Below are 23,168 nucleotides of genomic sequence, written 5' to 3' on the forward strand. Positions count from 1 at the left end.
ATGAGCGCTGACTTCATCCCGGTGATCGTCGGGACCGACATCAACACCTACCTGACCGGCGTCTGCTTCCATGAGGAGTACGGCGTCCGTCCGTACCTGCTGGGTCGCGAGGGTATGGGCGTGACCCGGTACAGCTCGCTCTTCGAGCGCACCCGCTTCGACGCCGACATCGAGGACGCCGACGGACTGGTCGCCGCCCTGCGCTCGTACGCCGAGGAGATCCCGCATGAGGGTCGGCCGCTCGTGCTGGTCGGGACCTCGGACAAGTACGTGCGCCTGATCGTGGAGAACCGCGAGCGGCTCGAGGACCTCTACCGGATGAATGTGCCGCCGGCCGAGGTCAACGCCGCGCTGCAGGACAAGCGGCGCTTCTATGCCCTGGCCGCCGAGCACGGGCTGCCGATCCCCGAGACGCACTTCCACCAGGTGGGGGAGCCGATCACGATGCAGATCTCCCGATACCCGGTGATCATCAAGCCCAGCAACGGCATCGAGTACTTCCGCCACGAGTTCCCCGGCCGGGAGAAGGTCTACCGGGTCGACGACGAGCAGCAGCTCCACGAGGTCGTCTCCCGGATCGAGGCGGGCGGCTACCGGGACCAGCTCATCGTCCAGGACTTCATCCCCGGAGACGACACCTGCATCTGGGACTCGGTGCTCTACCTGAACTCCGCCGGACGGGGGGAGTTCGTCACCTTCGGACAGGTGGCGCTGCAGGAGCACACCGCCACCGCCGTGGGGAACTACACCGCCGTCGTCTCGAGGTACGACCGGCCGATGATGGAGCAGCTGGTCCGGTTCCTGGAGACGATCGGATACACCGGCTTCGCCAATGCGGACCTGAAGTGGGACCACCGGGACGGGCAGTACAAAGTCCTCGAGTTCAACACGCGCCAGGGCCGATCGAGCTATTACGCCACCCAGCTGGGCCACAACCTGGCCCGTCACCTCGTCGACGACGTCGTCCACGGGCGACGGGGGGAGCTCACCTACGCCGAGGGCGAGGTGCTGTTCACCGTGGTGCCGCGCTACATCCTGCGCCGCTACGTGCAGAACCCGAGGATGGCCGCCGATGTGCGGCGGCTGATCCGGTCCGGTCGGTGGTCGAACCCGCTGTGGTACCGCGGGGACTGGCACCTGAAGCGTCGGGCGTTCCTGCTCATGCGCGGCTACCGGTACGCCAAGAAGTACCGGGAGTCGACGTGGATCCGCGACGGCGACGCCGCGGTGCCTGCTCAGGCCGACTGAGGCCGACTCAGGCCCGGCCGCGGGCTCAGCGGGAGCGCTGGCGGATGCGCTGGATGTCGAGGATGACCACCGCGCGGGCCTCCAGGCGCAGCCAGCCGCGCTGGACGAACTCGGCCAGTGCCTTGTTCACGGTCTCGCGGGAGGCGCCGACCAGCTGGGCCAGCTCCTCCTGGGTGAGCTCGTGAGCGACGAGCACACCGTCCGGGGCGGGGCGGCCGAATCGGTCGGCCAGGTCCAGCAGCGCCTTGGCCACGCGGCCCGGCACGTCGGAGAAGACCAGATCGGCCAGCGACTCATTGGTGCGCGTCAGCCGCTGGGCCAGTGCCTGCAGCAGCTGCACGGAGACCTCCGGGCTGGAGGAGATGACCTGCCGGAGGCTCTCGTGCTTCAGACCGGCCAGGCGGGTCTCGGACACCGCAGTGGCGGTCGCAGTGCGGGGAGCGGGGTTGAAGAGCGCCATCTCGCCGAAGATCTCACCCGGTCCGAGCACGGCCAGCAGGTTCTCGCGGCCGTCGGGGGTGCTGCGTCCGAGCTTGATCTTGCCGGAGACGATGAAGTAGAGCTGATCGCCCTGGTCGCCCTCATGGAAGATCGAGGCGCCGCGGGACAGGTCCACCTCGGTCAGCTCACCGGTCAGCGCGGCGAAGACGTCATCGTCGACGGTCGCGAACAGCGGGGCGCGACGCAGAACTTCAAGATCCATGGTCTACCGTTAAATCCTCTCCGCGAGAACGATGGCGCTCGCTGATCTCGAAAATATCAGCTCAGATGTGATCCAGGAAACGTTCAGCCCCGTCGTGGGGGAATGTGCGATCCTGGAGCATCCCCGACCTGCGTGCCTCAGGCCGCGCATGACCTGAGAGGACGTGTCCATGGACTTCCCCGTGCTCGACGTCATCCTGGTCCTGCTCCTCATCGTCTTCTTCGTCGCCGGCGCTCGGATGGGCCTGTGGGTGACCGTCGGAAGCATCATCGGATTCGTGCTCGGGGCGGCCGCGGCGTTCTTCGCGATGCCGATCGTCGGCTCCTGGGTGGAGGACCCCATGTGGCGGGTGATCGCCGTGCTCGGCGCGGCCCTCGTCCTCGTGCTCACCGGCCAGGGGGTCGGAGCCGCCGTCGGCCGGGAGATCACCCGGCTGTTCCGCTCCCCGGCGCTGCAGACGCTGGGCGCCCTGATCGGCGGGGCGGTCAACGCGGCGGTCGCGGCGGTCGTGATCCTCGCCCTCTCCTTCTCGGTGAGCGCGCTCGGAAGCCCGACGCTGAACCAGCAGACCCAGGAGTCCAGGGTCCTCGACGGCATCAGCGCCGTCGTCCCGGACCCGGCCGAAGCATGGTTCGCGCAGCTGCGCTCGGTGGTCACACAGGTCGACATCCCGGAGCTGGCGGAGCCGCTGGTCCCGCACGCCGACTCGACGCCCGCCGACCACGACCTCACACCGGCCGCCGAGGTCTCGGCCGAGTCGGTGGCCAGGATCACCGGTGTGGCCGAGCAGTGCGATCAGACCCAGTCGGGATCCGGGTTCCTGATCTCCCCCACCCGCGTGGTGACCAACGCGCATGTGATCGCCGGAGTCGAGTCCCCGACCGTCGAGCTGCCCTCGGGGGAGCGCGCCACCGGACGTGTGGTGCACTTCGACGCCGATCGGGACCTGGCGCTGCTGGCCGTGGACGAGGTCTCCGGCGCGCCGCTCGAGGTCGGGGATCCGCTGGATCCCGGGGATGAGGCCTTCGTGATGGGGTATCCCGCCGGCGGTCCCTTCGCGGCGGGCCCCGCCGAGGTCCAGGCCCGCGGGCAGTCCTCCCTCAACGACATCTACGGCGGCACCGCCGCCGCCCATGAGATCTACCAGCTCAGCGCCGACGTGCGACAGGGCAACTCGGGTGGGCCGGTCGTGGACCCCGACGGCGACGTCGTCGGGGTGGTCTTCGCCAAGGCGATGGAGGGCGACGACGTCGGGTTCGCGCTGACCGCCGACGAGGCCGGCGAGGTGCTCACCGCACCCGGGGCGTTCGGCGAGACGGTGACGCCGGGGGAGTGCGTGACCCGCTGACCGTCGCGCTCAGAGGTCAGTCCGCGCACAGCCGGTCGGCCAGCAGGTCGATCGCGTAGCGATAGCCGCTGATCCCGGCACCGGCGAAGACGGCGACCGCGTGCGGTGAGACGTAGGAGTGGTGCCTGAAGGCCTCCCGGGCGTGGACGTTGGACAGGTGCACCTCGACCACGGGCAGCCCCACCGCCCTCAGTGCGTCGGCGACGGCGACGGAGGTGTGGGTGTAGGCGGCGGGGTTGATGACTATCGCGTCGGCGGTGTCCGCGGCGGCCTGGATCGCGTCGACGAGCACGCCCTCGTGGTTGGACTGCATCACCTCGACCTCGACGCCGTGCGCCGCGCCGCTGCGGCGGCACAGGGCGACGAGGTCGTCGTAGGTGTCCGCACCGTAGACGCCCGGCTCGCGGCTCCCCAGCAGGTTGAGGTTGGGGCCGTTGACCACCAGCACCCGTCGCTGCGCCTGCGCCATGTCCGGTCCTCCTCGCTCTGGGCGTCCTCCCGACTCACCCTATCGGGGGAGCGGCAGGTGGCCGTCCCGGGCGTCAGGACTGGCCGTGCTTGGCCCGCATGTCCTCGGCGATCTGCTGCATCACGGTCGGGTCCGCCAGGGTCGAGGCGTCGCCCGCCTCGCGGCCCTCGGCGACGTCCTTGAGCAGGCGGCGCATGATCTTGCCGGACCGGGTCTTCGGCAGCTCCGGGACCACCAGCACGTTGCGCGGCTTCGCGATCGCGCCGATGTCCTTGCCCACGTGGTCGCGCAGCTCCTTCTCCGTCTCGTCGGAGTCGGCGTCCTCGGCCTCGCCGGTGAGGATGACGAACGCGACCACGGCCTCACCGGTGGTGGCGTCCTTCGCGCCGACGACGGCGGCCTCGGCGACCTTCGGATGCGCCACCAGGGAGGACTCGATCTCAGTGGTGGACAGTCGGTGCCCGGAGACGTTCATGACGTCGTCGACACGGCCCATCAGCCAGATGTCGCCGTCGTCGTCGGTCCGCGCACCGTCTCCGGCGAAGTACATGTCGCCGAAGCGGGACCAGTACGTGTCCTTGTAGCGCTCCGGGTCCCTCCAGATGCCGCGCAGCATCGCCGGCCACGGCTCCAGCACGACCAGGAGGCCGGCCTCACCGTCCTCGAGCCGCTTGCCCATCTCGTCGACGACGCCGATGTCGATCCCCGGCACCGCCTTCTGGGCGGATCCCGGCTTCAGATGCGTCACGCCGGGCAGCGGGGTGATCATGTGCGCACCGGTCTCGGTCTGCCACCAGGTGTCGACGATCGGGGCCGGGTGCTCCTTCGGGTCGTTGCCCGGCCCGTCGTTGGCGCCGATGACCTCGCGGTACCACATCCACGCCTCGGGGTTGATGGCCTCGCCCACGGTGCCGAGCACGCGCAGGCTGGAGAGGTCGTACTCATCGGGGATCTCGCGGCCCCACTTCATGCACGTCCGGATCAGCGTGGGTGCGGTGTAGAACTGGGTGACGCCATAGCGCTGCACCATCTCCCAGAGCCTCCCCTTGTGCGGGGAGTCCGGGGTGCCCTCGTAGACGACCTGGGTCGCCCCGTTCACCATCGGACCGTAGACGATGTAGGAGTGGCCGGTGACCCAGCCGACGTCGGCGGTGCACCAGAAGACGTCCGACTCCGGCTTGAGGTCGAAGCTGTCCCGGTGGGTGACGGCCGTCTGGGTGAGGTAGCCGCCGGTGGTGTGCAGGATGCCCTTCGGCCTGCCGGTGGTGCCGGAGGTGTAGAGGATGAACAGCGGGTGCTCGGAGTCGTGGGCCTCGTAGGCGTGCTCGGCCGACTGCTGGGGTACCAGGTCGTGCCACCACGTGTCGATGTCGTTGACCGGGACGTCCTCGCCGTTGCGCTGCACGACGACGACGTTCTCCACGGTGTGGCCCGGCTCCGACAGCGCCTCGTCGACCTGAGGCTTCAGCGGTGAGGGCTTGCCGCGGCGGTAGGAACCGTCGGCGGTGACCACGAGCTTGGCCTCTGCGTCGTCGATGCGGGAGCGCAGCGCGTCGGAGGAGAAGCCGCCGAAGACCACAGAGTGGACTGCGCCGATCCGGGCGCAGGCGAGCATGGTCACGATGGTCTCGGGGATCATGGGCATGTACACGGCCACCCGGTCGCCCTTGGCCACGCCGAGGGACTCGAAGGCGTTGGCCGCCCGGGCCACCTCGTCGGCCATGTCCTGGTAGGTCAGGGTGCGGGTGTCGCCGGGCTCACCCTCGAAGTGGATCGCCACCCGGTCGCCGTGGCCGGCCTCGACGTGACGGTCCACCGCGTTGTAGGCGGCGTTGACCTTCCCCCCGACGAACCACTTGGCGAACGGAGCCTCCGACCAGTCGAGGGTCTCCTCGAAGTCGGCGTCCCAGCTGAGCACCTGCCGCGCCTGATCCGCCCAGTAGCCCAGCCGGTCGGCGTCGGCGGCCGCGTAGCGCTCGGAGGTGGCGACGGCGTCGGCCGCGAACTCCTCGCTGGGAGGGAAGGTCCGGTCCTCCCTCATCATGGAGTCGAGCTTGTTGTCGGACGCGGGAGTGGGGGTCATTCGTGTCCTCCTCGAGGTGCTCGGGCGGCGGTGACCGCGGGGTGCTCACCGCCCCTGTGTCTGGGCTCACACTATCTCGGCGGCGCGGCCCGTGGCGAGTCGGAGACGGGCACCCCGATAGCATGACGGCCATGATGATCGAGGAGACTCCGCTGGCCCGCACACGCCGTGCGCGCAAGATCGACAGGGTCCTCGGCGAGACGTACCCCTACGCCGTGGCCGAGCTCGACTTCGAGGACGCCTTCGAGCTGCTGGTGGCCACGGTGCTCTCCGCCCAGACGACCGACGTGCGGGTCAACCTGGCCACGCCGGAGCTCTTCCGCCGCTGGCCCGACGCCCATGCGATGGCTGTCGCCGACGAGCGTGAGCTCTCCGAGGTCATCCGTCCGACCGGCTTCTACCGCTCCAAGGCGCGCTCGCTGCTGGGGCTGGCGCACGTCCTGTCCGAGGAGCACGACGGTGAGGTCCCGAACACCCTGGAGGAGCTGGTGCGGCTGCCGGGAGTGGGCCGCAAGACGGCATTCGTCGTGCTCGGCAACGCCTTCGGCCGCCCGGGTCTGACGGTGGACACCCACTTCGGACGGCTGGCCCGGAGGCTGGGCCTCACCGCGCAGGAGGATCCGGTGAAGGTGGAGCGTGACGTCGCCGAGCTGTTCGAGCCGAAGCAGTGGACGATGCTCTCCCACCGTCTGATCTTCCACGGCCGACGGGTCTGCCACGCGAAGCGCCCCGCCTGCGGCGCCTGTCCCGTCGCACGGTGGTGCCCCTCCTACGGGACCGGGGAGACGGATCCGGAGCAGGCACGGACGCTGCTGAAGTATGAGCTGGCGCCCGGGCGGGAGGAGCTGCTCGAGAAGATGCGGGCGGGTCGGACGAGGCGTCAGCTGCGCGAGGAAGGGTACAGCCTCAGTGCCTGAGGTGGAGTCGACCGGCGGCCGTGACGAGGCGGAGGTCCGACCCCTGCCCCGGGACTCCGACGGACTGGCTGAGGCGCTGGGTGCGGTGCGCCGTCGGGCCGGCGAGTACCTCAGCGAGCACCCCGACCCCGCGGGACGCGGCGGGTGGTGGGCCCCGGAGCCGATCACCGGGGCCGCGGAGCGGGTGCCGGCACGGCTGCGCATGGGCCCCACGGACCGCCGCGCCGCGGTGCTCGCACTGTTCTCCCTCGACGACGAGGCGACCGGCCCGTCGGTGCTGCTGACCGAGCGGGCCGCGCATCTGGGCTCCCACCCCGGGCAGATCTCCTTCCCCGGCGGTCGGGTGGATCCCGACGACGCCGACGAGACCGCCGCGGCGGTGCGGGAGGCCCACGAGGAGGTCGCCCTGGACCCCGGGCGGCTGCAGGTGCTCGGTCCGCTGCCGCCCGCACCGATCCCGGTCAGCGGGTTCATGGTCACCCCGGTGCTGGCGGTGTCCGGCGAGGTGGGTCGGCTGGTCCCGGAGGCCGGCGAGGTGGCGCGCATCCTGCGTCTGCCGCTGGCGGTGCTCCGCGATCCGGAGAACCGGCGGATGTCGGCGCTGCGGCGGGAAGGGGTGGTGGTGCGCAGCCCGGCCTTCGTCGTCGACGACACCCTGGTGTGGGGCTTCACCGCTCTGCTTCTGGATCGGCTCATCAGTCGGAGCGGGTGGGAGCTTCCCTGGGACGCGACCCATGAGGTGGATCCCCGCCGGTGGCAGGACGTGCCCTGAGTCGGCGGGCGCCGGACTCCTCCCCAACCCAGGACCGTCGGCCCTCCGCCGGATCCGCACTCCACACCGTGCCCGTCGGCGGTGGGCCCGAACACGTCCGCGGACGAAGGTGGGGGTCATGCGGACCCCAGGCCTCCAGGACGACGACCACGGCAGCTTCGCCCTGGTCACCGGCGACCTCGCCCTGAGCGACGAGATCGCGGTCCTCGCCGCGGTGGTGGGAGGACGGCTGCGACTCTTCGCCCGATGGGAGGAGATCTCCGCCGTCGATCCGGCCGGTCGGACCTGGGCGGCGGTGCTCTGCGGCCCCGACGCTCCTCCGGTCGGGGGACCGACGCCCGTATCGGCGGTCTCGTCGTCGGTCGCGGCGGCGGCACCCACCCCGATCCTGATGGTCGGACTGGGCGAGGCCGCGCGGGAACAGCTGTGGAGTGCGGCCGCCGAGGGGTCCGACGTCACAGCGGTCCCGCTGCCCGAGGGTGAGACCTGGCTGCGTGAGCATCTCGGGGTGCGGCTGACCGATCAGATGCCCGGGCGTGCGGCCGCGTTCCTCGGGGCCTGCGGCGGAGCCGGCACTACGACGACCGCCTACCTCACAGCGGCGGAGGCCGCCGCCTGGGGTCTGCGCACGCTCCTGCTCGACGCCGATCCCGCACCCGGCGGAGGACTGCGGGCCGCGCTCGAGCCGACGGGCGCTGTGCGGGGCCGCGGCTCCTCCGGTGCTCCGAGCGCCCGCGGCCCCCGGACGGGACGGCTGAACTGGGACGACCTGGCAGCTGCGGAGGGCGACATCTCGGCGGCGCAGCTGCAGACCGCGGCGGCGCCGCTGGACGGATTCGGTCTGATCACCGGGGGCGCCGAAGCTCCGGCGGCCTCCACGGTCGAGGCAGTGCTGATGGCGGCCCGCCGTGCCGCCGACGTCGTCGTGGTGGACTTGGGCCGTCGTCGGGACCTGATCGGACTGGGACGGGGCCGCTGGGACCTGGGCGTCCTCGTCGCCTCGCCGGATCGTCGCGGCGTGCAGGGCGCAGGCGGCCTCGCGGAGAGGCTCGACGCCGGCGTCTGGCGGACTGCGGTCTGCGGAGGAGCCCGTCGCGAACCGCCGCCGAAGGGTCTCGCAGCACATTCCGGTCTCGAGGTCGTCGCCGTGCTTCCGGAGCTGCGGTGGCTCCGCCGGGCGGAGTGCCTCCGAGACGCCTACGACGTGCTGCGCACCCGATCGGGCTCGCGCGCCGTGGGTGCGCTGGTGGAGCGGATCGCTCCGACCGAGGCGTCCGGGGCGGGTGGTCCTCATGGCTGAGCCGCGCCTGCGTGCCGACGTGCCGGAGCTCACGCTGCGGCGTCTGCGGGAGGAGCTCACCGCATCGACGGAGCCGATCACCGCGGCCCGCATCGCGGAGACCGTCCGCAGCTGCGGAATGGCGCTGGGCTCTGAGACGACGCAGCAGCTGGTGCGCAGCCTGCGCGACGAGCTCGTCGGACTCGGCCCCCTCCAACGGTTCGTGGAGTCTCCGGGGATCACCGACGTCCTGGTGGATCCGCGGCGGAGGCTGTGGACCGACGGCGCCGAGGGGCTGAGGGACACCGGCGTCCGGCTGCGCGACGAGGAGCAGGTGCGTGGTCTGGCGCGGCGGCTGATCTCCGCCTCGGGCGGCCGGCTGGACGAGGGGAGTCCGTGCGCCGACGGACGCCTCGGCGACTGCCGCATCCACGCCGTCATACCACCGGTGGCGGTCGGCGGCACCATGATCTCGGTCCGCGTCTCTCGAAGCTCCAGCGCATCCCTCGAGGACCTCGCCGAGCGGTGGGAGGCGGCGGACCTCTGGCTCGACCTCATCGCAGGCGTGGTGGACGCACGACTGAACGTGCTCATCAGCGGCGCCACCGGGAGCGGGAAGACGAGCCTGCTGGCCGCCATGCTGGCCCGCTGCGCCCCGGAGGAGCGTCTGGTGATCGTGGAGGACACCGCCGAGCTGCGTCCGGACCATCCGCATACGGTGCACCTGCAGGGGCGGCAGGGGAATGTGGAGGGGGCCGGCCGCATCGAGATGGGCCATCTGGTCCGGCAGACGCTGCGCATGCGGCCCGATCGGCTGATCGTGGGGGAGTGCCGCGGGGCCGAGCTCAGGGACTTCCTCACAGCGATGAACACGGGACACCAGGGAGCCGGGGGCACGGTGCACGCGAACTCCCCGGAGGGTGTGCCGGCAAGGCTGATCGCGATGGGTGCCCTGGCCGGACTCACGCCGGAGGCGGTGGCCCTCCAGGCCTCGGCGGCGGTCGACCTCGTCGTCCACGTGGCCCGGCGGGGCGATCGTCGCATGCCCGTCGCCGCGTCCATGGTCGGCCATGACGAGGGTCGGCTCACCACCGTCCCCGTGCTGCACCGGGACCAGGAGGGCCGGTACTGCCGCGGACCCGGTTGGGAGCCGCTGAGCGCCCGGCTTCGAGGACGCGCCGCCGGAGAGCCGCGACACCGGGAGCAGGCGTGACGGCGGGTGTGATCCTGGCTTTCCTGGGGCTGTCGGCGGCCGTCGGTCTCCTGGCGGCGGCCGAGCGCGGGACGGGGTGGGCCGCCGACACGTCCTCGCCGCGTGTCCTCCGAGCCGCACGGCGGATCCGAGACCGCCGTGGATCACGGTTGGATGCGGAGGCCGTGCGACGCGACTCGGCGCAGCTGCTGCGGCAGCTCTCCGCACTGCTGCAGGCCGGACGGGGCGTCGACCAGGCCTGGGGAGACCTCCATGCGCACTGGTCGCAGCGTCGGCCCGATCATCCGATCGTAAGGCTGTGCGCCCACGCCGCCGCCGGCGATCGCACCGGCCGGGGCGGGGAAGAGGGCCTGCGCAGCTTCCTGCGTGCTCAGGAGGAGCACCCGGTCCGCCCCGTCGCCGACCTGGCGTTCGGTTCCGGGCCGGTCCGGGGCGTCGTCGATGGGGGCAGGGATGCCTCGGAGGACCGGGAGGAGGAGCGCCTGATGACCCGTTCAGCGGCTCAGGAGCTGAACCGCACAGTGCATCGGCTCACGGGGGTCGCGACTCTGTCCGCCCGGACCGGGGCTCCCCTGTCACGGCTGGTGGAGCAGATCGCGGGCGCGGCCGACGACGCGGCCGAACTCCATGCCCAGGTGCGCACGGCGGCGGCCGGGCCCCGCCTGACCCAGACCATCCTGTCGCTGCTGCCGGTCGGAGGGGCGGTGATAGGTCAGCTGATCGGTGCCGACGCCGCCGCAGCCCTGTTCGGCACCGCACTGGGCCGAGGCTGTCTCCTGGTCGGCGGGCTGCTGATGTCCCTGGGCTGGTGGTGGAGCGCCAGGATGATCACCCGGGTGGTGGAGCATGTCTGAGCCCCGTGCGAACGGATTCCGGCGGCGTCGGGAGGACGGCGCTCGGACGGAGGACTGCGACGTCGACGCCGCCATGCTCCTGGACCTCACCGGTGCGCTGCTCAGCGCCGGCGTCGGCGTGGAGGCCGCATTGGAACGGCTCGCCGCCACCGTCCCCGGCGCCGAACCACTGGCGGGGGTCCATCGGTCCTTGGCCGCGGGCGCCGACTGGGCCACGGCCTGGTCCGGCCTCGACGTCGAGGGCCGGTCCGCTCAGCAGCTGGGGGCGTTCGCCGATCAGCTGGCCTTCGCCCATTCCACCGGTGCGCCCACCGCCGAGCTGCTCGAGGTGGGCGCCCGGCAGCTGCGGACCGAGCGGCGTCACGGGGCCGAACGGGCCGCCGCTCAGCTGGGGGTGAAGATGGTGCTGCCGCTGGGGGCCTGCTATCTGCCGGCATTCGTGCTCATCGGCGTGGTGCCGGTCGCCCTGGGCCTGCTGCCGGGAGCACTCGACATGTGAGACTCCGACGCGTGCTCCGTGCCGCATCTCGTCCCCTCCGGACTACGCCGTCGGTTCGGGCCACCCCACCAGGGCTGCGATCTCCGCCGCCGCGGCGCCCGGACCGTCGACGTCGCGCAGCTCGGCGGCCATCGCCGCGGCCCGTCCGCGCATCCGGTCATCGGTCAGCGCCTCTGAGACCAGCACCGACCAATCGGCACGGCGGGCCCGCCGCGGACCCACGAGCCGAGCCGACCCGTAGTCGACGCAGCGCTGCACGTTGAACCGCTGCTCCATCTGCAGGGGTATCCCGATGAACGGCCAACCCTGCGTGCTCGAATTCTGCACCGTGCCCTCACCGCCGTGGGTCACCGCCAGGTCGACCGCATCCCCCAACCGATCTGCCGGGAGCCAGTCGGTGACGTGGACGTTCTCCGGAAGCCCGGCGACGTCGTCATCGCGGAGGTGGGCGCGCACCGGGGCGAGCACCTGACACGGCGCATCGCCGAGCCCGCGCAGCACCGAGAGGACCAGGTCACGACCTCCCGACGAGCCGACCGCGAAGTACACCAGAGGCTCTGCGGCCGCGGCCAGCTCGTCGACGAGGGCAGGCACTCGGCCGGGCAGCGACGCGAAGACCGGTCCGACCACCCGGTACGAGGCGGGCAGGTCGACACCCGCCGGCAGCAGATGCTCGGCGGTGGTGATCAGATTCAGATCGGCGTCCAGAGCGTGGAGCGCCGTCGTCGGCAGTCGGACTCCGTGGAAGCGGGCCACCCGTGGGAAGGACCGCGGCACCAGCGGGATCTTAGGACCCGCGGTGCGTGCGATTCCGGCCAGGACCTCATCGACCAGTGCGGCTCCGCGTGTGCTCCGCGGCATCAGCCCGGTGCGGCGCATGGCCGTGACATGGGCGACCGAATACGCGAACGGCTTCACGAAGACCAGGGGCACGCACTCGGCGCGTGCGGAGATCAGCTGGCTCAGGGTCGTGCCGATGACCACCGCCGAGGCGCCCAGCTCACGGATCAGGGCCCGTTCGGAGGTGACCCGTCGGCCCAACATCTCTTCGCTGAACGGGTGGCGGACTCCGCGCCCCTGATCCAGGGCCAGCAGCTGATCCGCCTCCCGATCGGTGAGCTCCGGGTCCAGCAGGGTCAGCTCGAAGCCGGCATCGGTGATCACCGAGGCGTATCTGTGCGAGTAGCCCATGAAGTGACACCGCACACCGTCCGGCATGCGTCGAGCGACTTCGATACCCCGTGTGACCTCCGCCAGGTTGAACGTCTCCGGTGCGAAGAGCACCGTACGATCAGGGTCTTCAGCCTGGTCGGTCATCGCCGCACCGGCTCAGTCCGGCCGCAGGGGAGAGCCCGTCACGTCGAATCCGCGCCCGTCCATCTGCCCGGTGAGCAGCGGCATGGCCTCCGCGATCGCGGCGCGCACCGACGGCAGCTGAAGCGACTCCCGGTGTGCCTCCGCCGATTCCCACAGTTCCGCGACGCACACCGTGTCAGGTCGCTCCGGGTCGGCCCCGACCTCATAGGACAGGCACCCGGCCTCGGCCATATCCGGATTCGACCGGGTCAGGATCGCGACGACCTCATCCAGGTGTCCGGCCCGGACCTCCAGAGAGCCCATATGCGCGTAGGTCATGGTCGAAGCGTACGACCGGTCCTCGCGGAACAGAAGATCTCCCGGCCGCGATCGCATCACCCGTCGGACGCCTCCGGAGGACCCGCCCGTGAGAGGGCCCGTGCGGGAAGGTCCGGGGCCGGCACGGCGTCAGGGACGAAGGCGATGCGCTCGCCGACGTCGACGACGACCTCCACCGTCAGCTCCGTGTCGTACTCCCCGCCGGCCTCACAGCTGACCACCTGCGCTCCGCCGCGTCGGGCCGTATCCTCGGCGACTGAACAGGGGCTTCCCGGCGCTATGCCCCTGGCGGAATCGGCCGCCGCCACGGCTGAGAGATCGGCCGCACGGGCCGCCTGTTCGGCCGCGCCGTGGGCCGCACCGAGCACGTGGACCAGGCCCAGCAGGACCATCAGCACCGAGGTCAGCGCGAGCGCGAGGACCGTCCCGGAGCCCTCGTCGAGGGGGTCTCCGATGCGGAGGCGGGGTCGCAGCGTCATCGTTCATCGACCTCCGTCGGGTCGGATCCGCTCGGTGCGCACCGCGGCCTCGGCCGACTGTGCGGCCGACAGCTCCACCACGCCCAGGAGCCGGACCGGGCGGGTCCCGGTCACCCGGACGTACTCGCCGTCCTCGACGACGTCGAAGCTCGCCCCGTCGGTGAGTCCGCGCTGGGCGATTCGCAGCGCCTGCTGCGGCTCCTCGCCTCTGGCGATCTCACGCGCCGCAGCACGGACGCCCTCCTCGAGGGAGACCTGCCCGGCGGCGTGGACGCCCAGTCCGAGCACCAGGGCCAGCACCATCAGCACCGCCGGCAGTGCGAGCGCGAACTCCGCACTGACCGAGCCGGTCTCCGAGGTCTGCCGCTCCGCCCGGACCGGACGTCCCACCTGACCGGACATTCCGGTCAGGAGCCCGCGCTGAGTGCCGTCTCGACCAGGGAGGACAGCATCGACTGCACCTCACCGGAGGAGAGCACGGCCACCAGCAGGCCGGCGAAGCCGACGGCGGCGAGCATGACGATGCCGTACTCGGCGGTCGCCAGACCCTCCTCCTCGCGGTGCAGGTCCGTCGGCCTCGGCAGGGATCGATCGACCATGGCAGGCTCCTTCATCTCGGTGGTCCGCCCCGCAGACGCGGGACGGACCACCGAGCCTGCCCGGATGGCACCACCCCGGGAACCCTGGGTCGCGGCACTGTGGAGTGCGGCTCAGGAACCCCGTCGGGGGCCGGTGCTGTGGAGGAGCCGACTCAGCGGCGCATGACCTTCCGGGCGAGCATGTTGCCGACGATCTGCACCAGCTGGACCAGGATGATGATGACCACCACGGCCAGCCAGATCACCTCGGTGCGGAACCGCTGGTAGCCCTCCACGATGGCGAAGTTCCCGAGCCCGCCGCCGCCGATGATCCCTGCCATCGCGGACATGTCCGCCAGGGCGATGATCACGAACGTGAACCCGAGGATCAGCGGGCCCAGCGCCTCGGGCAGGATCACGGTGAGGATGATCCGGAACCGACCGGCTCCCATGGCTCGGGCCGCCTCGATGACGCCGGGGTCGATGGCGAACAGGTTCTGCTCCACGATGCGACCGATGGCGAAGGTCGAGGCCCAGATCATGCCGAAGATGACCGCCTGGTTGCCGATCCCCGTGCCGATCACCTGGATGGTCAGCGGCTGGATCGCCGCGACCAGGATGACGAACGGGATGGGACGGATCAGGTTGACCACGAAGTTCGTCAGCAGCCACATCGGCCGGTTCGCCAGAACCCCGCCGGAACGGGTCGTGTACAGGGTGACGCCGAGCAGCAGACCGATGAATCCGCCGATCAGGAAGCTGCCGGCCACCAGGTAGAGCGTCTCCCATGTGGCGGTGAGCAGCTCCGGACCGTAGTAGCCCCAGTCCAGCTCCCGGTAGGCGTCGACGATGCCGATCATGCCTGAACCTCCCTGACCTGACCGACGCCGCGCAGCTCGACGACGAAGCCCTCCACCGCATCGGCCGCGCCCTCGACGGCGAGTGTGAGCAGCCCGTAGGACGAGGACTTGGTGGTGCTCAGTCCGCCGTGGACGATCTCGAAGCTCACCCCGTGGTTCGCCGCAGACCCCAGCACTCGGCCGACTCCGCCGGCGTCGGCCAGCGAGACCGTCACCAGCCGTCCCGCCGTGTGCCGCCGGATCCGCGCGAGGTCGTCCGCATCGGGCCGGTCCTTCAGCGCGGTGGCCACGAAGCTGCCCTCCCCGTCCCCGGGATCGGAGAACAGGTCGTGGGCGGTGCCCGTCTCGATGATCCGCCCCGAATCCATCACTGCGACGCGGTCGGCGATCGAGCGGATGACCTCCATCTCATGGGTGATCGCCACGATGGTGATCCCCAGCTCCTCATTGGCTCGGCGCAGCAGGCGCAGCACCTCCGTGGTGGTGGCCGGGTCCAGGGCGGAGGTCGACTCGTCGGCGAGCAGGATGTCGGGCTCGGCGGCCAGGGCGCGGGCGATGCCGACCCGCTGCTTCTGGCCGCCGGAGAGCTGCTCCGGATAGTGGCCCGCCTTGTCGGACAGGCCGACGAACTCCAGCAGCTCGGTCACTCGGGCGTCCCGCTCGGAGCGGGACCAGCCGGCCACCTTCAGCGGGTAGGCCACGTTGCCGGCCACGTTCCGCGAGGTGAACAGGTTGAACTGCTGGAACACCATGCCGATCCGTGCCCGCAGCTTCGGCAGCCGCCGCTCCGAGAGGCGTGAGACCTCCAGGCCGAGCACGGTCACCGTTCCGGAGGTCGGCTTCTCCAGCCCGTTGATCATCCGGATCAGGGTGGACTTGCCGGCGCCGGAGAAGCCGATCACGCCGAAGACCTCACCGCGGTCGACGCCGAAGCTGACATCGTCGACCGCGGTGACCGCCGCGGCACCCTTCCCGTAGACGCGGGAGACCCCGCTGAACTCGATGAGCCGATCCGTCGACGCCTCGGCGGTCACCGTCCGGGTCACCGGTCGTCCTCGCCGCTGAGGAAGTCCTCGTACTCCTCGGAGGCGTCCCGGATCTCCTCGGAGGAGGCGTCCACCGGCACGGAGGTGTCGCCGGAGACCTCCTGGGCGGACTCGAGGATGCGCTCGTCGTGGTAGAGCTCGAACAGCTCGAGCAGCCGCTCGTCCTCGGCGTCCTCGGACCGGACCACGAAGCCGTTGGAGTACGGGAAGGCCTCGGCGTCCTCCGGGTCGTCCTGGGTGAGCGCGTCCTCCTGCGGGTTCAGCCCCGCGTCGTTGGCGAAGCTGTTGTTGATCACCGCCCCCTCGACCGACTGCAGCGCGTTGACGGTCTGCGCGGCGTCGATGGGCTCGACCTCGATCAGGGAGGCTCCCTCATCGATGTCGGCCGGGCGCGGCTGCGGGACGTCCTCGGTCAGTTCGAGCAGGTCCGCCGAGGCGAGCATCAGGATGGCGCGGGCCTGGTTGATCTCATCGTTGGGGATGGCCACGGTGTCGCCGTCCTGGAGGTCCTCCACCTCGTCGTACTCCTCGGAGTACAGCGGCAGCGGTACGGCCTCGGTGGTGGCGACCATGGTCAGGTCGTCGTCGTTGTTGACGTTGTAGTCGGCCAGGTAGGCGATGTGCTGGAACCAGTTGGCGTCGAGGTCGCCGTTGGCCAGGGCCGGGTTCGGCTGGTTGAAGTCGCCGAAGTTGACGATCTCCACGTCGATCCCGAGCTCCTCCCGGGCCAGCTCCGCGAACTCCTGGTTGGTCTCGTCCTGGTTCGTCACGCCGATGCGGACGGTCTCGTCGTCGCCTGGGTCTCCGTCGCCGTTCCCGCCGTCGCCGCAGGAGGCGAGTCCCAGGGTCAGGGCGGTCAGGGTGGCGACGACGGCGGTGCGGCGGCGGGCGGCTGCGGGGCGTCCGATGATGGGCATGGGTGTGCTCCTTCAGGGGTGGGCGCACCGAGGTGGGCGTCCTGGTCGGGGTGGCGACGAGGACGCGGCGATGCGCGGCCGGATGCCGACGGACCGGTGGCTCCGTCGGCGGGATGAGTGGGATGACGGTGAGGGGAGGCGCGGCCTCCCTGCGGGTGATCCTTCCTACGCTGCTCTTGCCCGCTCCATACAGGGCCGGTCGAGATCCGAGGGAGGCCGTCGTCCTCCCTGACCGGACCCCGTCCACCGGGCCAGCAGCGGGCCGCTTCGTGATCCGAGACCACCCGTGAACATGGGGTTGGTGAGCGACCGGGACCGGATCGTCCTGGGGTGTGCCCCAAAGGTCGCTGCTCGTGAAGCTGGTTCCACTCTAGACGAGGGTCGTGCTCCCGCCCGCTTCTGTGACGCTGAGGCCCTCGTCTCAGACGCCGACCTGCACCTCGCCGCCCCGCGCCTGAAGCAGCGCCTCGAGCACGTGCAGCGCCGCGGTCTTCTCCAGCGGAGCGTTCCGGTTCCCACACTTCGGAGACTGCACGCACGAGGGGCAGCCGGTCGCACACGGGCAACCGCGGATCGTGGCCGCCGTCGTACGGATCCACTCCTCGGCCGCCTCGAAGCCCCGTTCGGCGAACCCGGCGCCTCCCGGGTGCCCGTCGTAGACGAACACCGTGGGCAGCCCGGTGTCTCGGTGCAGGGCCGTGGAGACCCCGCCGATGTCCCAGCGGTCCGAGGAGGCGATCAGCGGGAGCAGTCCGATCATCGCGTGTTCGGCGGCGTGCAGCGCCCCGGGGACCTGCTCGGGCACCACGCCGACCTCGGCGAGCAGCGTCTCGGGCGCGGTGAACCAGAACGCCCGCGTCTGCAGCACCGAAGGCGCCAGCTCCAACGGCTCGTCGGAGAGGACCTCTCCGGTCCCCAGCGCCCGGCGCTGGAATCCGACGACGGTGCCGGTCACCTCCACCTGTCCGGTGTGCAGGCGGAACCGCCCACGGTCGATGCGCCGGTGCTCTGCGAGCACGCGGATCGTGGTGGTCTCACGCGCCTGGGTGTAGTAGGGCGGCGAGGATCGGACCACCAGCACGACCTGGTGCTCCTCGTCGAGCTCCTCCACCTCATAGCTGCGTCCCTGGTGGACGTAGACCGCCCCGGGATGGGCCTGGGGCCGCACCTGGGACGCCCCGACGTCGCCGATGACCTGCCCGTCCTCGGCGGAGACGATCGTGAAGGGACCTCCTCCGTCCGAGCGCAGTCGGACCCAGTCCGTCGCAGAGACGCCGTCGAGGGCGAAGAACCACCCGCGCGGCCGCCGCCGCAGATGACCCTGATCGGTGAGGGCGTCGATCAGGGGGCGGCCCGACTCGAAGAGCTCGGCGTCGGGCAGGGTCAGGGGGACCTCCTGGGCCGCGGCCAGCAGGTGCGGGGCGGCCACGTGGGGGTTGCTCGGATCGATGACCGCGTCCTCCACAGCGGCGTCGAAGATGGCCTCGGGATGGTCGAGCAGGAAGGCGTCGAGCGGGTCGTCCCCGGCGACGAAGAACGCCGCGCCCCGCCGCCCGGACCGACCGGCCCGCCCCAGCTGCTGGAAGAACGAGGCACGCGTGCCCGGCCAGCCGGAGATGATCACCGCATCCAGACCGGCGATGTCGATCCCCAGCTCCAGCGCCGGGGTGGAGGCCACGCCCAGCAGGGTGCCGGCCCGCAGCGCCTCCTCGAGCCCGCGGCGCTCCTCCTTCAGGTAGCCGGACCGGTACGCGGCGACCCGCCCGGCCAGCTCCGGGTCGATCTCGGCCAGCGAGTCCGCCGCGATCCGGGCGATGGTCTCCGCTCCGCGTCGGGAGCGGATGAACGCCAGCGTCCGGTCCCCGGCGACCACCAGGTCGGTCAGCAGGTCGGCGGCCTCCACGCTCAGCGAGCGACGGGTCGGGGCTCCGTGGTCCCCCACCCGGTCGGAGACGCCGGACTCCCACAGGTACACGTCGACCGGGGCATGCGGGGAGCCGTCCTCGGTGACCGTCCACACCTGCTCCCGGTCGACGCCGATGAGCCGGGCGAAGGAGCGTCCCGGGTCCCCGGAGGTGGCCGACGCCCCGGCGAAGACCGGTGAGGCCCCGTAGTGGGCGCAGATGCGGCGCAGGCGTCGCAGCAGCAGAGCGATGTTCGACCCGTAGACCCCGCGGCACGAGTGCACCTCGTCGACGACGACGCAGCGCAGCCGGGCCAGGAACCGGGCCCAGGCCCGATGGTTGGGGAGGATGCCCACGTTGAGCATGTCCGGGTTGGTGAGCACGACGTCGGCGTGACGGCGCACCCACCGCCGGGTCTCCGTGTCGGTGTCCCCGTCGTAGGCCGCCGGTCGCAGCCGCCCGTGGCCGGGCAGCTCTCCCACGGCCTCTGCGAGCTTCTCGAGTCCGTCCAGCTGGTCGGCGGCCAGCGCCTTGGTGGGGGAGAGGTAGAGCATCGTCCCGCCGGACTCGGCGGACGCGAGTCCGGCGAGCTGGGTCCCCAGGGACTTCCCGGAGGCCGTGCCCGTGGCCAGGACCACGTGCCGTCCGTCGTGGAGCGCGTCGGCGGCCTCGGCCTGGTGGGTGTACGGCCCCGCCACGCCGAGCCGTCGATATCCGGCGCGCAGGGACTCGGGGACCCAGTCGGGCCAGGGCGCGGATCGGGACGGACGTGCGGACAGCGTCCGGACGTGCCGGAGCGGACCGGACTCACCGACCGTGGTCGGCAGACCGGCCCGCCTCAGCAGGTCGTACGGATCGGAGATCTCAGCTCACCGCGCGGGTGCGCCGGTTCAGTCGTCGATTTCGTCGAACTGCGAGTGGGTGGACTCGCTCTCGGAGGCCTTCGGGCCCCCGTACATGTGCACGTCGCCGAGCAGGGTCCAGCCCAGGAACTCGTAGAGCTCCTGGCCGTCCTCGGTGGCGACCAGCAGGCCCTCCTCGACGTCCCGCTCCAGCGCGATGGCCGTGAGCGCCCGGGTGACGAAGGTCCCCAGACCCTGGCGGCGGAAGTCCGGGTTGGTGTAGATGCGGTCCAGGATGGCGTGGTTGCCGACCACGGCGAGACGCCCGCGGGCGGCCATGTGCTCCCCCTGCCGCACCGTGAACAGGGTCCATCCCTCGAAGTCCTCACGCTCGGTGGTGAAGCCCTCGGGGGTGATCGGGTCCTCGACGTCCTGGATCCCCATGTCCACGACCATGAGCTTCTCCTCGTCGGAGATCAGTCGCAGGCCGTGGCCCTCCGGGTCGTCCAGCGAGTCCTGGCCGGGCTCCACGACGACGGTGAGCAGCCGGTTCGGCCCCTTGGCCACCGCTGAGGAGACCTTCCGCAGGTCGGTCTGGTCGGGGGAGTAGACGATGTACTCCCACTGGTCCGTGCTGTCCGAGCGCAGGGCCGAGTGGACCGCGCCGTCGTGCTGCACGTCGAAGTCGTGAGTGCGCGCCCAGCCCGTCACCCAGGTGCGGACCAGGTCGTCGTTCAGCTCAGAAGTCATGCTTCGACTATACGGGCATCTCCGGCGGACTGGTGAAGTCGCCTGCGGCAACGAGTTGATAAAGATGGGCACTCGGGGCCCGGCGGCGCGAATACTACGATTGATGGTGTGAGCCAGTCCCGGATCGTCCTCTACTACGCCTTCACGCCCCTCTCCGACCCTGAGGCCGTGCGTCTGTGGCAGCTCGAGCTGTGCCGCGGCCTGGGGCTGACCGGGCGGATCATCGTCTCCGCCCAGGGCATCAACGGCACCGTCGGCGGCGAGCTGTCGGCGGTCAAGCAGTACGTCAGGCGGACCCGTGGGTACGGCCCCTTCTCAGGGCTGGAGTTCAAGTGGTCCGACGGCGGCGCCGAGCAGTTCCCCCGCCTGTCGGTGAAGGTGCGCCCAGAACTCGTGGCCTTCGGCGTCCCGGATCAGATCGAGGTCGACGAGGGCGGGGTCGTCGGCTCCGGCACCCACCTGCGGCCCGAGGAGGTCCACAGGCTCGTCGACTCCGAGCGCGCCCGCGGGCGGGAGGTCACCTTCTTCGACGGGCGGAACACCATGGAGGCCGCCATCGGACGCTTCGCCGGCGCGGTGGTGCCCGAGACGGAGACGACCCGGGACTTCGTCGCAGAACTCGACTCCGGCCGCTACGACCATCTCAAGGACGAGCCGGTGGTCACCTACTGCACCGGCGGCATCCGCTGTGAGGTGCTCTCCGCGCTGATGACCGATCGCGGCTTCCGCGAGGTCTATCAGCTCGAGGGCGGCATCGTCCGCTACGGGGAGACCTACGGCGACTCCGGCCTCTGGGAGGGAGAGCTCTACGTCTTCGACGCGCGCATGAGCACCCGCTTCAGCGACGACGCCGTCACGCTCGGCCGATGCACCGGCTGCGACGCCCCGACCAGCACCTACCGCAACTGCACGGACCGCGGATGCTCCACGCTGCGGCTCTGGTGCGGCGACTGTGAGCACATCCCCGCCGAGAGCAGGTGCGACGTGTGCGCGGCCCGCCTGGCCGCCGACCCGCAGGACCCCAACTCCGGTCGCCTGGAGAAGGTGCGGCGCCGATGACCCGCCCCGCGCCGCTGATCCCCCGGGACCGTGCCGCCGCGCTGCCCGCGCCGGACCCGGCTCCCGCCGCCCGCTGGGCCGATCTGGCCGCCGACCTGACCGCGGCCGACTACACCAACCGCCGGATCGTCGAGATCCTGGGCTCCGACGCCGCCGAAGCGCTCGCCCGTGAACAGATCGTGCCCGGCCGCGCCTCCGTGCTCGACCACTTCGAGGCCGCCCGGGCCGCAGAGGAGAGTCCGCACCCCTGTGCCGTGCTCTCCGGGCTGTATCTGCTCGGGCTGCGGGTCACCGCCGGGCAGGTCGACGCCGCCCTGCCGCGTCTGGGGTTCTCCGGGCTGTGCGAGCTGGGCCTGGCCTTCGTCGAGGACGGGACGGTGCAGCCGGCGACGGACCTGCGTCCCTACACCACCCAGCGGGGCGGAGACTCCGGTCCGGCCGAGGACGCCGACCTGTGGGTCCTCTCCGACCTCGGCGCCTCTCGGATCGACGGCTCCCTGCCCACCGACCACGTCCTGGGGGTGGGCGGGGCGAGCCTGACGCTGGCCGGGACCGTGCACCGCCGACGGGTCGACCGTGCCCTGGACCTCGGAACAGGCTGCGGGATCCAGCTGTTCCACCTGCTCGACCACGCCGAGCACGTCGTCGGCACCGACGTCTCGCAGCGGGCCCTGGACTTCACCCGCTGCAACCTGCTGCTGAACGCGTCCGGCCTCGGACTCGACGCCGACCGACTCGACGAGCGGGTCGAGCTGCGTCGGGGCAGCCTGCTGGAGCCGGTGTCGGCGGACCGCTTCGACCTGGTGGTCAGCAACCCTCCCTTCGTCATCACCCCGCGCTCCGCCGACCCGCGCTACACCTACCGCGACGGCGGACGCCCCGGCGACGAACTGATGGCCGACCTGATCCGCGGGGTCGGGGAGGTCCTGGCCCCGGGCGGAACGGTGCAGATGCTGGGGAACTGGGAGATCATCACCGACGCCGACTGGTCCGTCCGGCCCCGGACCTGGGTCGAGGACGGCGATCTCCACGCCTGGTTCCTCCAGCGCGACGAGCAGACCCCCGCCCAGTACGCCGAGACCTGGCTGCGCGACGCCTCGGGCGAGCGGGACCTGACCGACTATCGACGCCGATACGCCGAGTACCTCGCCGACTTCGGCTCCCGCGACGTCACGGGCGTCGGATTCGGTCTGATCTGGCTCCGCCGAGGAGAGACCGATCACGTCTCGCCCGCTTCGGACGGAGCCGCCGGACCCTGGAGGCGCTTCGAGGAGGTCTCCCACGCGGTCGACCAGCCGCTGGGACCGGCGATCGGAGGCACGGCGGAGCGGGCGCTCGCCGTCGCCGAGGATCCCGACGCCGTACTGGCTCGGCCGCTCGTCGCCGCCGAAGACGTCACCGAGGAGCGGCACCAGCGCTTCGGGGCGTCTGATCCCGAGGTCATCCTCGCCCGTCAGGGCGCCGGTCTGCGGCGGGTGCGTCCGGTCAGCTCCGCGGCCGCAGGGCTGCTCGGCGCCGCCGACGGTGAGTTCGCCGCCGGGCAGCTGATCACCGCCGTGACCGCACTCCTGGACGACGGCGACACCGACCTCGAGGCGCTGACCGTCAGCCTCCGAGCCGAGGTCCTGGAGCTGTACACCGAGGGATTCCTCACCGACTGAGATGCCGTCGCCGTCCGCCCGCCCCCTCGGCACACCGCCTGCGGACCGGTCC

Annotated in this window: 23 protein-coding genes; 10 read left to right on the plus strand and 13 right to left on the minus strand. The window is 71.3% G+C overall.

Translation table 11 applies throughout. The annotated features are described in order from the left end of the window. Positions 1 to 1,248 carry a carboxylate--amine ligase gene (locus N7E59_RS09760; RefSeq protein ID WP_261624741.1) on the plus strand — a complete coding sequence of 416 codons (1,248 nt, stop codon included), beginning with the start codon at positions 1 to 3 and terminating at the stop codon, positions 1,246 to 1,248. A 25-nt stretch (positions 1,249 to 1,273) separates the two neighbouring features. Here the strand turns inward: N7E59_RS09760 and N7E59_RS09765 are convergent, their stop codons facing one another. Beyond that, positions 1,274 to 1,951: a Crp/Fnr family transcriptional regulator gene (locus N7E59_RS09765; protein ID WP_261624742.1), complete on the minus strand. Its 678-nt coding sequence runs from the start codon at positions 1,949 to 1,951 to the stop codon at positions 1,274 to 1,276. 169 nt (positions 1,952 to 2,120) lie between these two features. Between N7E59_RS09765 and N7E59_RS09770 the strand changes: the two genes are divergently transcribed. Further along, positions 2,121 to 3,299: a MarP family serine protease gene (locus N7E59_RS09770; RefSeq protein WP_261624743.1), complete on the plus strand. Its 1,179-nt coding sequence runs from the start codon at positions 2,121 to 2,123 to the stop codon at positions 3,297 to 3,299. Positions 3,300 to 3,315: 16 nt separating this feature from the next. On the opposite strand, the gene aroQ is transcribed toward N7E59_RS09770, so the two are convergent. Together aroQ and acs are read right to left on the minus strand one after the other, a co-directional pair. Continuing rightward, positions 3,316 to 3,768, minus strand: a complete 453-nt coding sequence (gene aroQ, locus N7E59_RS09775) for a type II 3-dehydroquinate dehydratase (RefSeq protein ID WP_261624744.1) — start codon at positions 3,766 to 3,768, stop codon at positions 3,316 to 3,318. Positions 3,769 to 3,841: 73 nt separating this feature from the next. Beyond that, complete coding sequence (gene acs, locus N7E59_RS09780; RefSeq protein ID WP_261624745.1) at positions 3,842 to 5,851, minus strand: acetate--CoA ligase; 2,010 nt, start codon at positions 5,849 to 5,851, stop codon at positions 3,842 to 3,844. Between the two features lie 122 nt (positions 5,852 to 5,973). On the opposite strand from acs, the gene nth reads away from it, so the two are divergent. From nth to N7E59_RS09810, 6 genes are all read left to right on the plus strand, one after another. Beyond that, positions 5,974 to 6,768 carry an endonuclease III gene (nth, locus tag N7E59_RS09785; RefSeq protein ID WP_261624746.1) on the plus strand — a complete coding sequence of 265 codons (795 nt, stop codon included), beginning with the start codon at positions 5,974 to 5,976 and terminating at the stop codon, positions 6,766 to 6,768. Then, entirely contained in the window at positions 6,761 to 7,540 is a 780-nt protein-coding gene (locus tag N7E59_RS09790; protein WP_261624747.1) for an NUDIX hydrolase, read from the plus strand. The genes nth and N7E59_RS09790 overlap by 8 nt, the downstream gene beginning before the upstream one ends. Positions 7,541 to 7,658: 118 nt before the next feature. Further along, positions 7,659 to 8,840, plus strand: a complete 1,182-nt coding sequence (locus N7E59_RS09795) for a hypothetical protein (RefSeq protein WP_261624748.1) — start codon at positions 7,659 to 7,661, stop codon at positions 8,838 to 8,840. Continuing rightward, positions 8,833 to 10,032, plus strand: a complete 1,200-nt coding sequence (locus N7E59_RS09800; RefSeq protein ID WP_261624749.1) for a TadA family conjugal transfer-associated ATPase — start codon at positions 8,833 to 8,835, stop codon at positions 10,030 to 10,032. Before N7E59_RS09795 ends, N7E59_RS09800 begins: the two co-directional genes overlap by 8 nt. Before the next feature lie 8 nt (positions 10,033 to 10,040). Then, positions 10,041 to 10,886: a type II secretion system F family protein gene (locus N7E59_RS09805; RefSeq protein WP_261624750.1), complete on the plus strand. Its 846-nt coding sequence runs from the start codon at positions 10,041 to 10,043 to the stop codon at positions 10,884 to 10,886. Then, positions 10,879 to 11,385, plus strand: coding sequence for a type II secretion system F family protein (locus N7E59_RS09810; protein ID WP_261624751.1), 507 nt, complete (start codon positions 10,879 to 10,881; stop codon positions 11,383 to 11,385). The genes N7E59_RS09805 and N7E59_RS09810 overlap by 8 nt, the downstream gene beginning before the upstream one ends. Positions 11,386 to 11,427: 42 nt before the next feature. On the opposite strand, the gene N7E59_RS09815 is transcribed toward N7E59_RS09810, so the two are convergent. The 10 genes from N7E59_RS09815 to N7E59_RS09860 form a co-directional block, all read right to left on the minus strand. Further along, positions 11,428 to 12,702 (minus strand): glycosyltransferase, encoded by a 1,275-nt coding sequence (locus N7E59_RS09815; protein ID WP_261624752.1) that lies wholly within the window; start codon positions 12,700 to 12,702, stop codon positions 11,428 to 11,430. Between the two features lie 12 nt (positions 12,703 to 12,714). Then, complete coding sequence (locus N7E59_RS09820) at positions 12,715 to 13,020, minus strand: putative quinol monooxygenase (RefSeq protein ID WP_261624753.1); 306 nt, start codon at positions 13,018 to 13,020, stop codon at positions 12,715 to 12,717. A gap of 56 nt (positions 13,021 to 13,076) precedes the next feature. Next, positions 13,077 to 13,499 carry an Rv3654c family TadE-like protein gene (locus tag N7E59_RS09825; RefSeq protein ID WP_261624754.1) on the minus strand — a complete coding sequence of 141 codons (423 nt, stop codon included), beginning with the start codon at positions 13,497 to 13,499 and terminating at the stop codon, positions 13,077 to 13,079. Between the two features lie 3 nt (positions 13,500 to 13,502). Beyond that, entirely contained in the window at positions 13,503 to 13,889 is a 387-nt protein-coding gene (locus tag N7E59_RS09830; protein ID WP_261624755.1) for a TadE family protein, read from the minus strand. Between the two features lie 17 nt (positions 13,890 to 13,906). Beyond that, the gene (locus N7E59_RS09835) at positions 13,907 to 14,098 is read right to left on the minus strand and encodes a DUF4244 domain-containing protein (protein WP_261624756.1); all 192 of its coding nucleotides are present in this window, start codon (positions 14,096 to 14,098) and stop codon (positions 13,907 to 13,909) included. Positions 14,099 to 14,250: 152 nt separating this feature from the next. Beyond that, positions 14,251 to 14,937, minus strand: a complete 687-nt coding sequence (locus N7E59_RS09840; protein WP_261624757.1) for a methionine ABC transporter permease — start codon at positions 14,935 to 14,937, stop codon at positions 14,251 to 14,253. Then, positions 14,934 to 15,983 (minus strand): methionine ABC transporter ATP-binding protein, encoded by a 1,050-nt coding sequence (locus N7E59_RS09845; RefSeq protein WP_261624758.1) that lies wholly within the window; start codon positions 15,981 to 15,983, stop codon positions 14,934 to 14,936. Before N7E59_RS09845 ends, N7E59_RS09840 begins: the two co-directional genes overlap by 4 nt. Continuing rightward, complete coding sequence (locus N7E59_RS09850; protein ID WP_261624759.1) at positions 15,980 to 16,900, minus strand: MetQ/NlpA family ABC transporter substrate-binding protein; 921 nt, start codon at positions 16,898 to 16,900, stop codon at positions 15,980 to 15,982. Before N7E59_RS09850 ends, N7E59_RS09845 begins: the two co-directional genes overlap by 4 nt. 421 nt (positions 16,901 to 17,321) lie before the next feature. Beyond that, positions 17,322 to 19,646, minus strand: a complete 2,325-nt coding sequence (locus N7E59_RS09855) for a DEAD/DEAH box helicase (RefSeq protein ID WP_390905041.1) — start codon at positions 19,644 to 19,646, stop codon at positions 17,322 to 17,324. Positions 19,647 to 19,694: 48 nt separating this feature from the next. After that, the gene (locus N7E59_RS09860; protein WP_261624760.1) at positions 19,695 to 20,396 is read right to left on the minus strand and encodes a GNAT family N-acetyltransferase; all 702 of its coding nucleotides are present in this window, start codon (positions 20,394 to 20,396) and stop codon (positions 19,695 to 19,697) included. Positions 20,397 to 20,504: 108 nt separating this feature from the next. On the opposite strand from N7E59_RS09860, the gene trhO reads away from it, so the two are divergent. Both trhO and N7E59_RS09870 read left to right on the plus strand, forming a co-directional pair. Further along, complete coding sequence (trhO, locus tag N7E59_RS09865) at positions 20,505 to 21,455, plus strand: oxygen-dependent tRNA uridine(34) hydroxylase TrhO (protein WP_261624761.1); 951 nt, start codon at positions 20,505 to 20,507, stop codon at positions 21,453 to 21,455. Next, complete coding sequence (locus tag N7E59_RS09870; RefSeq protein ID WP_261624762.1) at positions 21,452 to 23,116, plus strand: DUF7059 domain-containing protein; 1,665 nt, start codon at positions 21,452 to 21,454, stop codon at positions 23,114 to 23,116. Before trhO ends, N7E59_RS09870 begins: the two co-directional genes overlap by 4 nt. Positions 23,117 to 23,168 lie beyond the last annotated feature (52 nt).

This window comes from Nesterenkonia marinintestina, assembly GCF_025420485.1.
Taxonomy (GTDB): Bacteria; Actinomycetota; Actinomycetes; order Actinomycetales; family Micrococcaceae; genus Nesterenkonia; species Nesterenkonia marinintestina.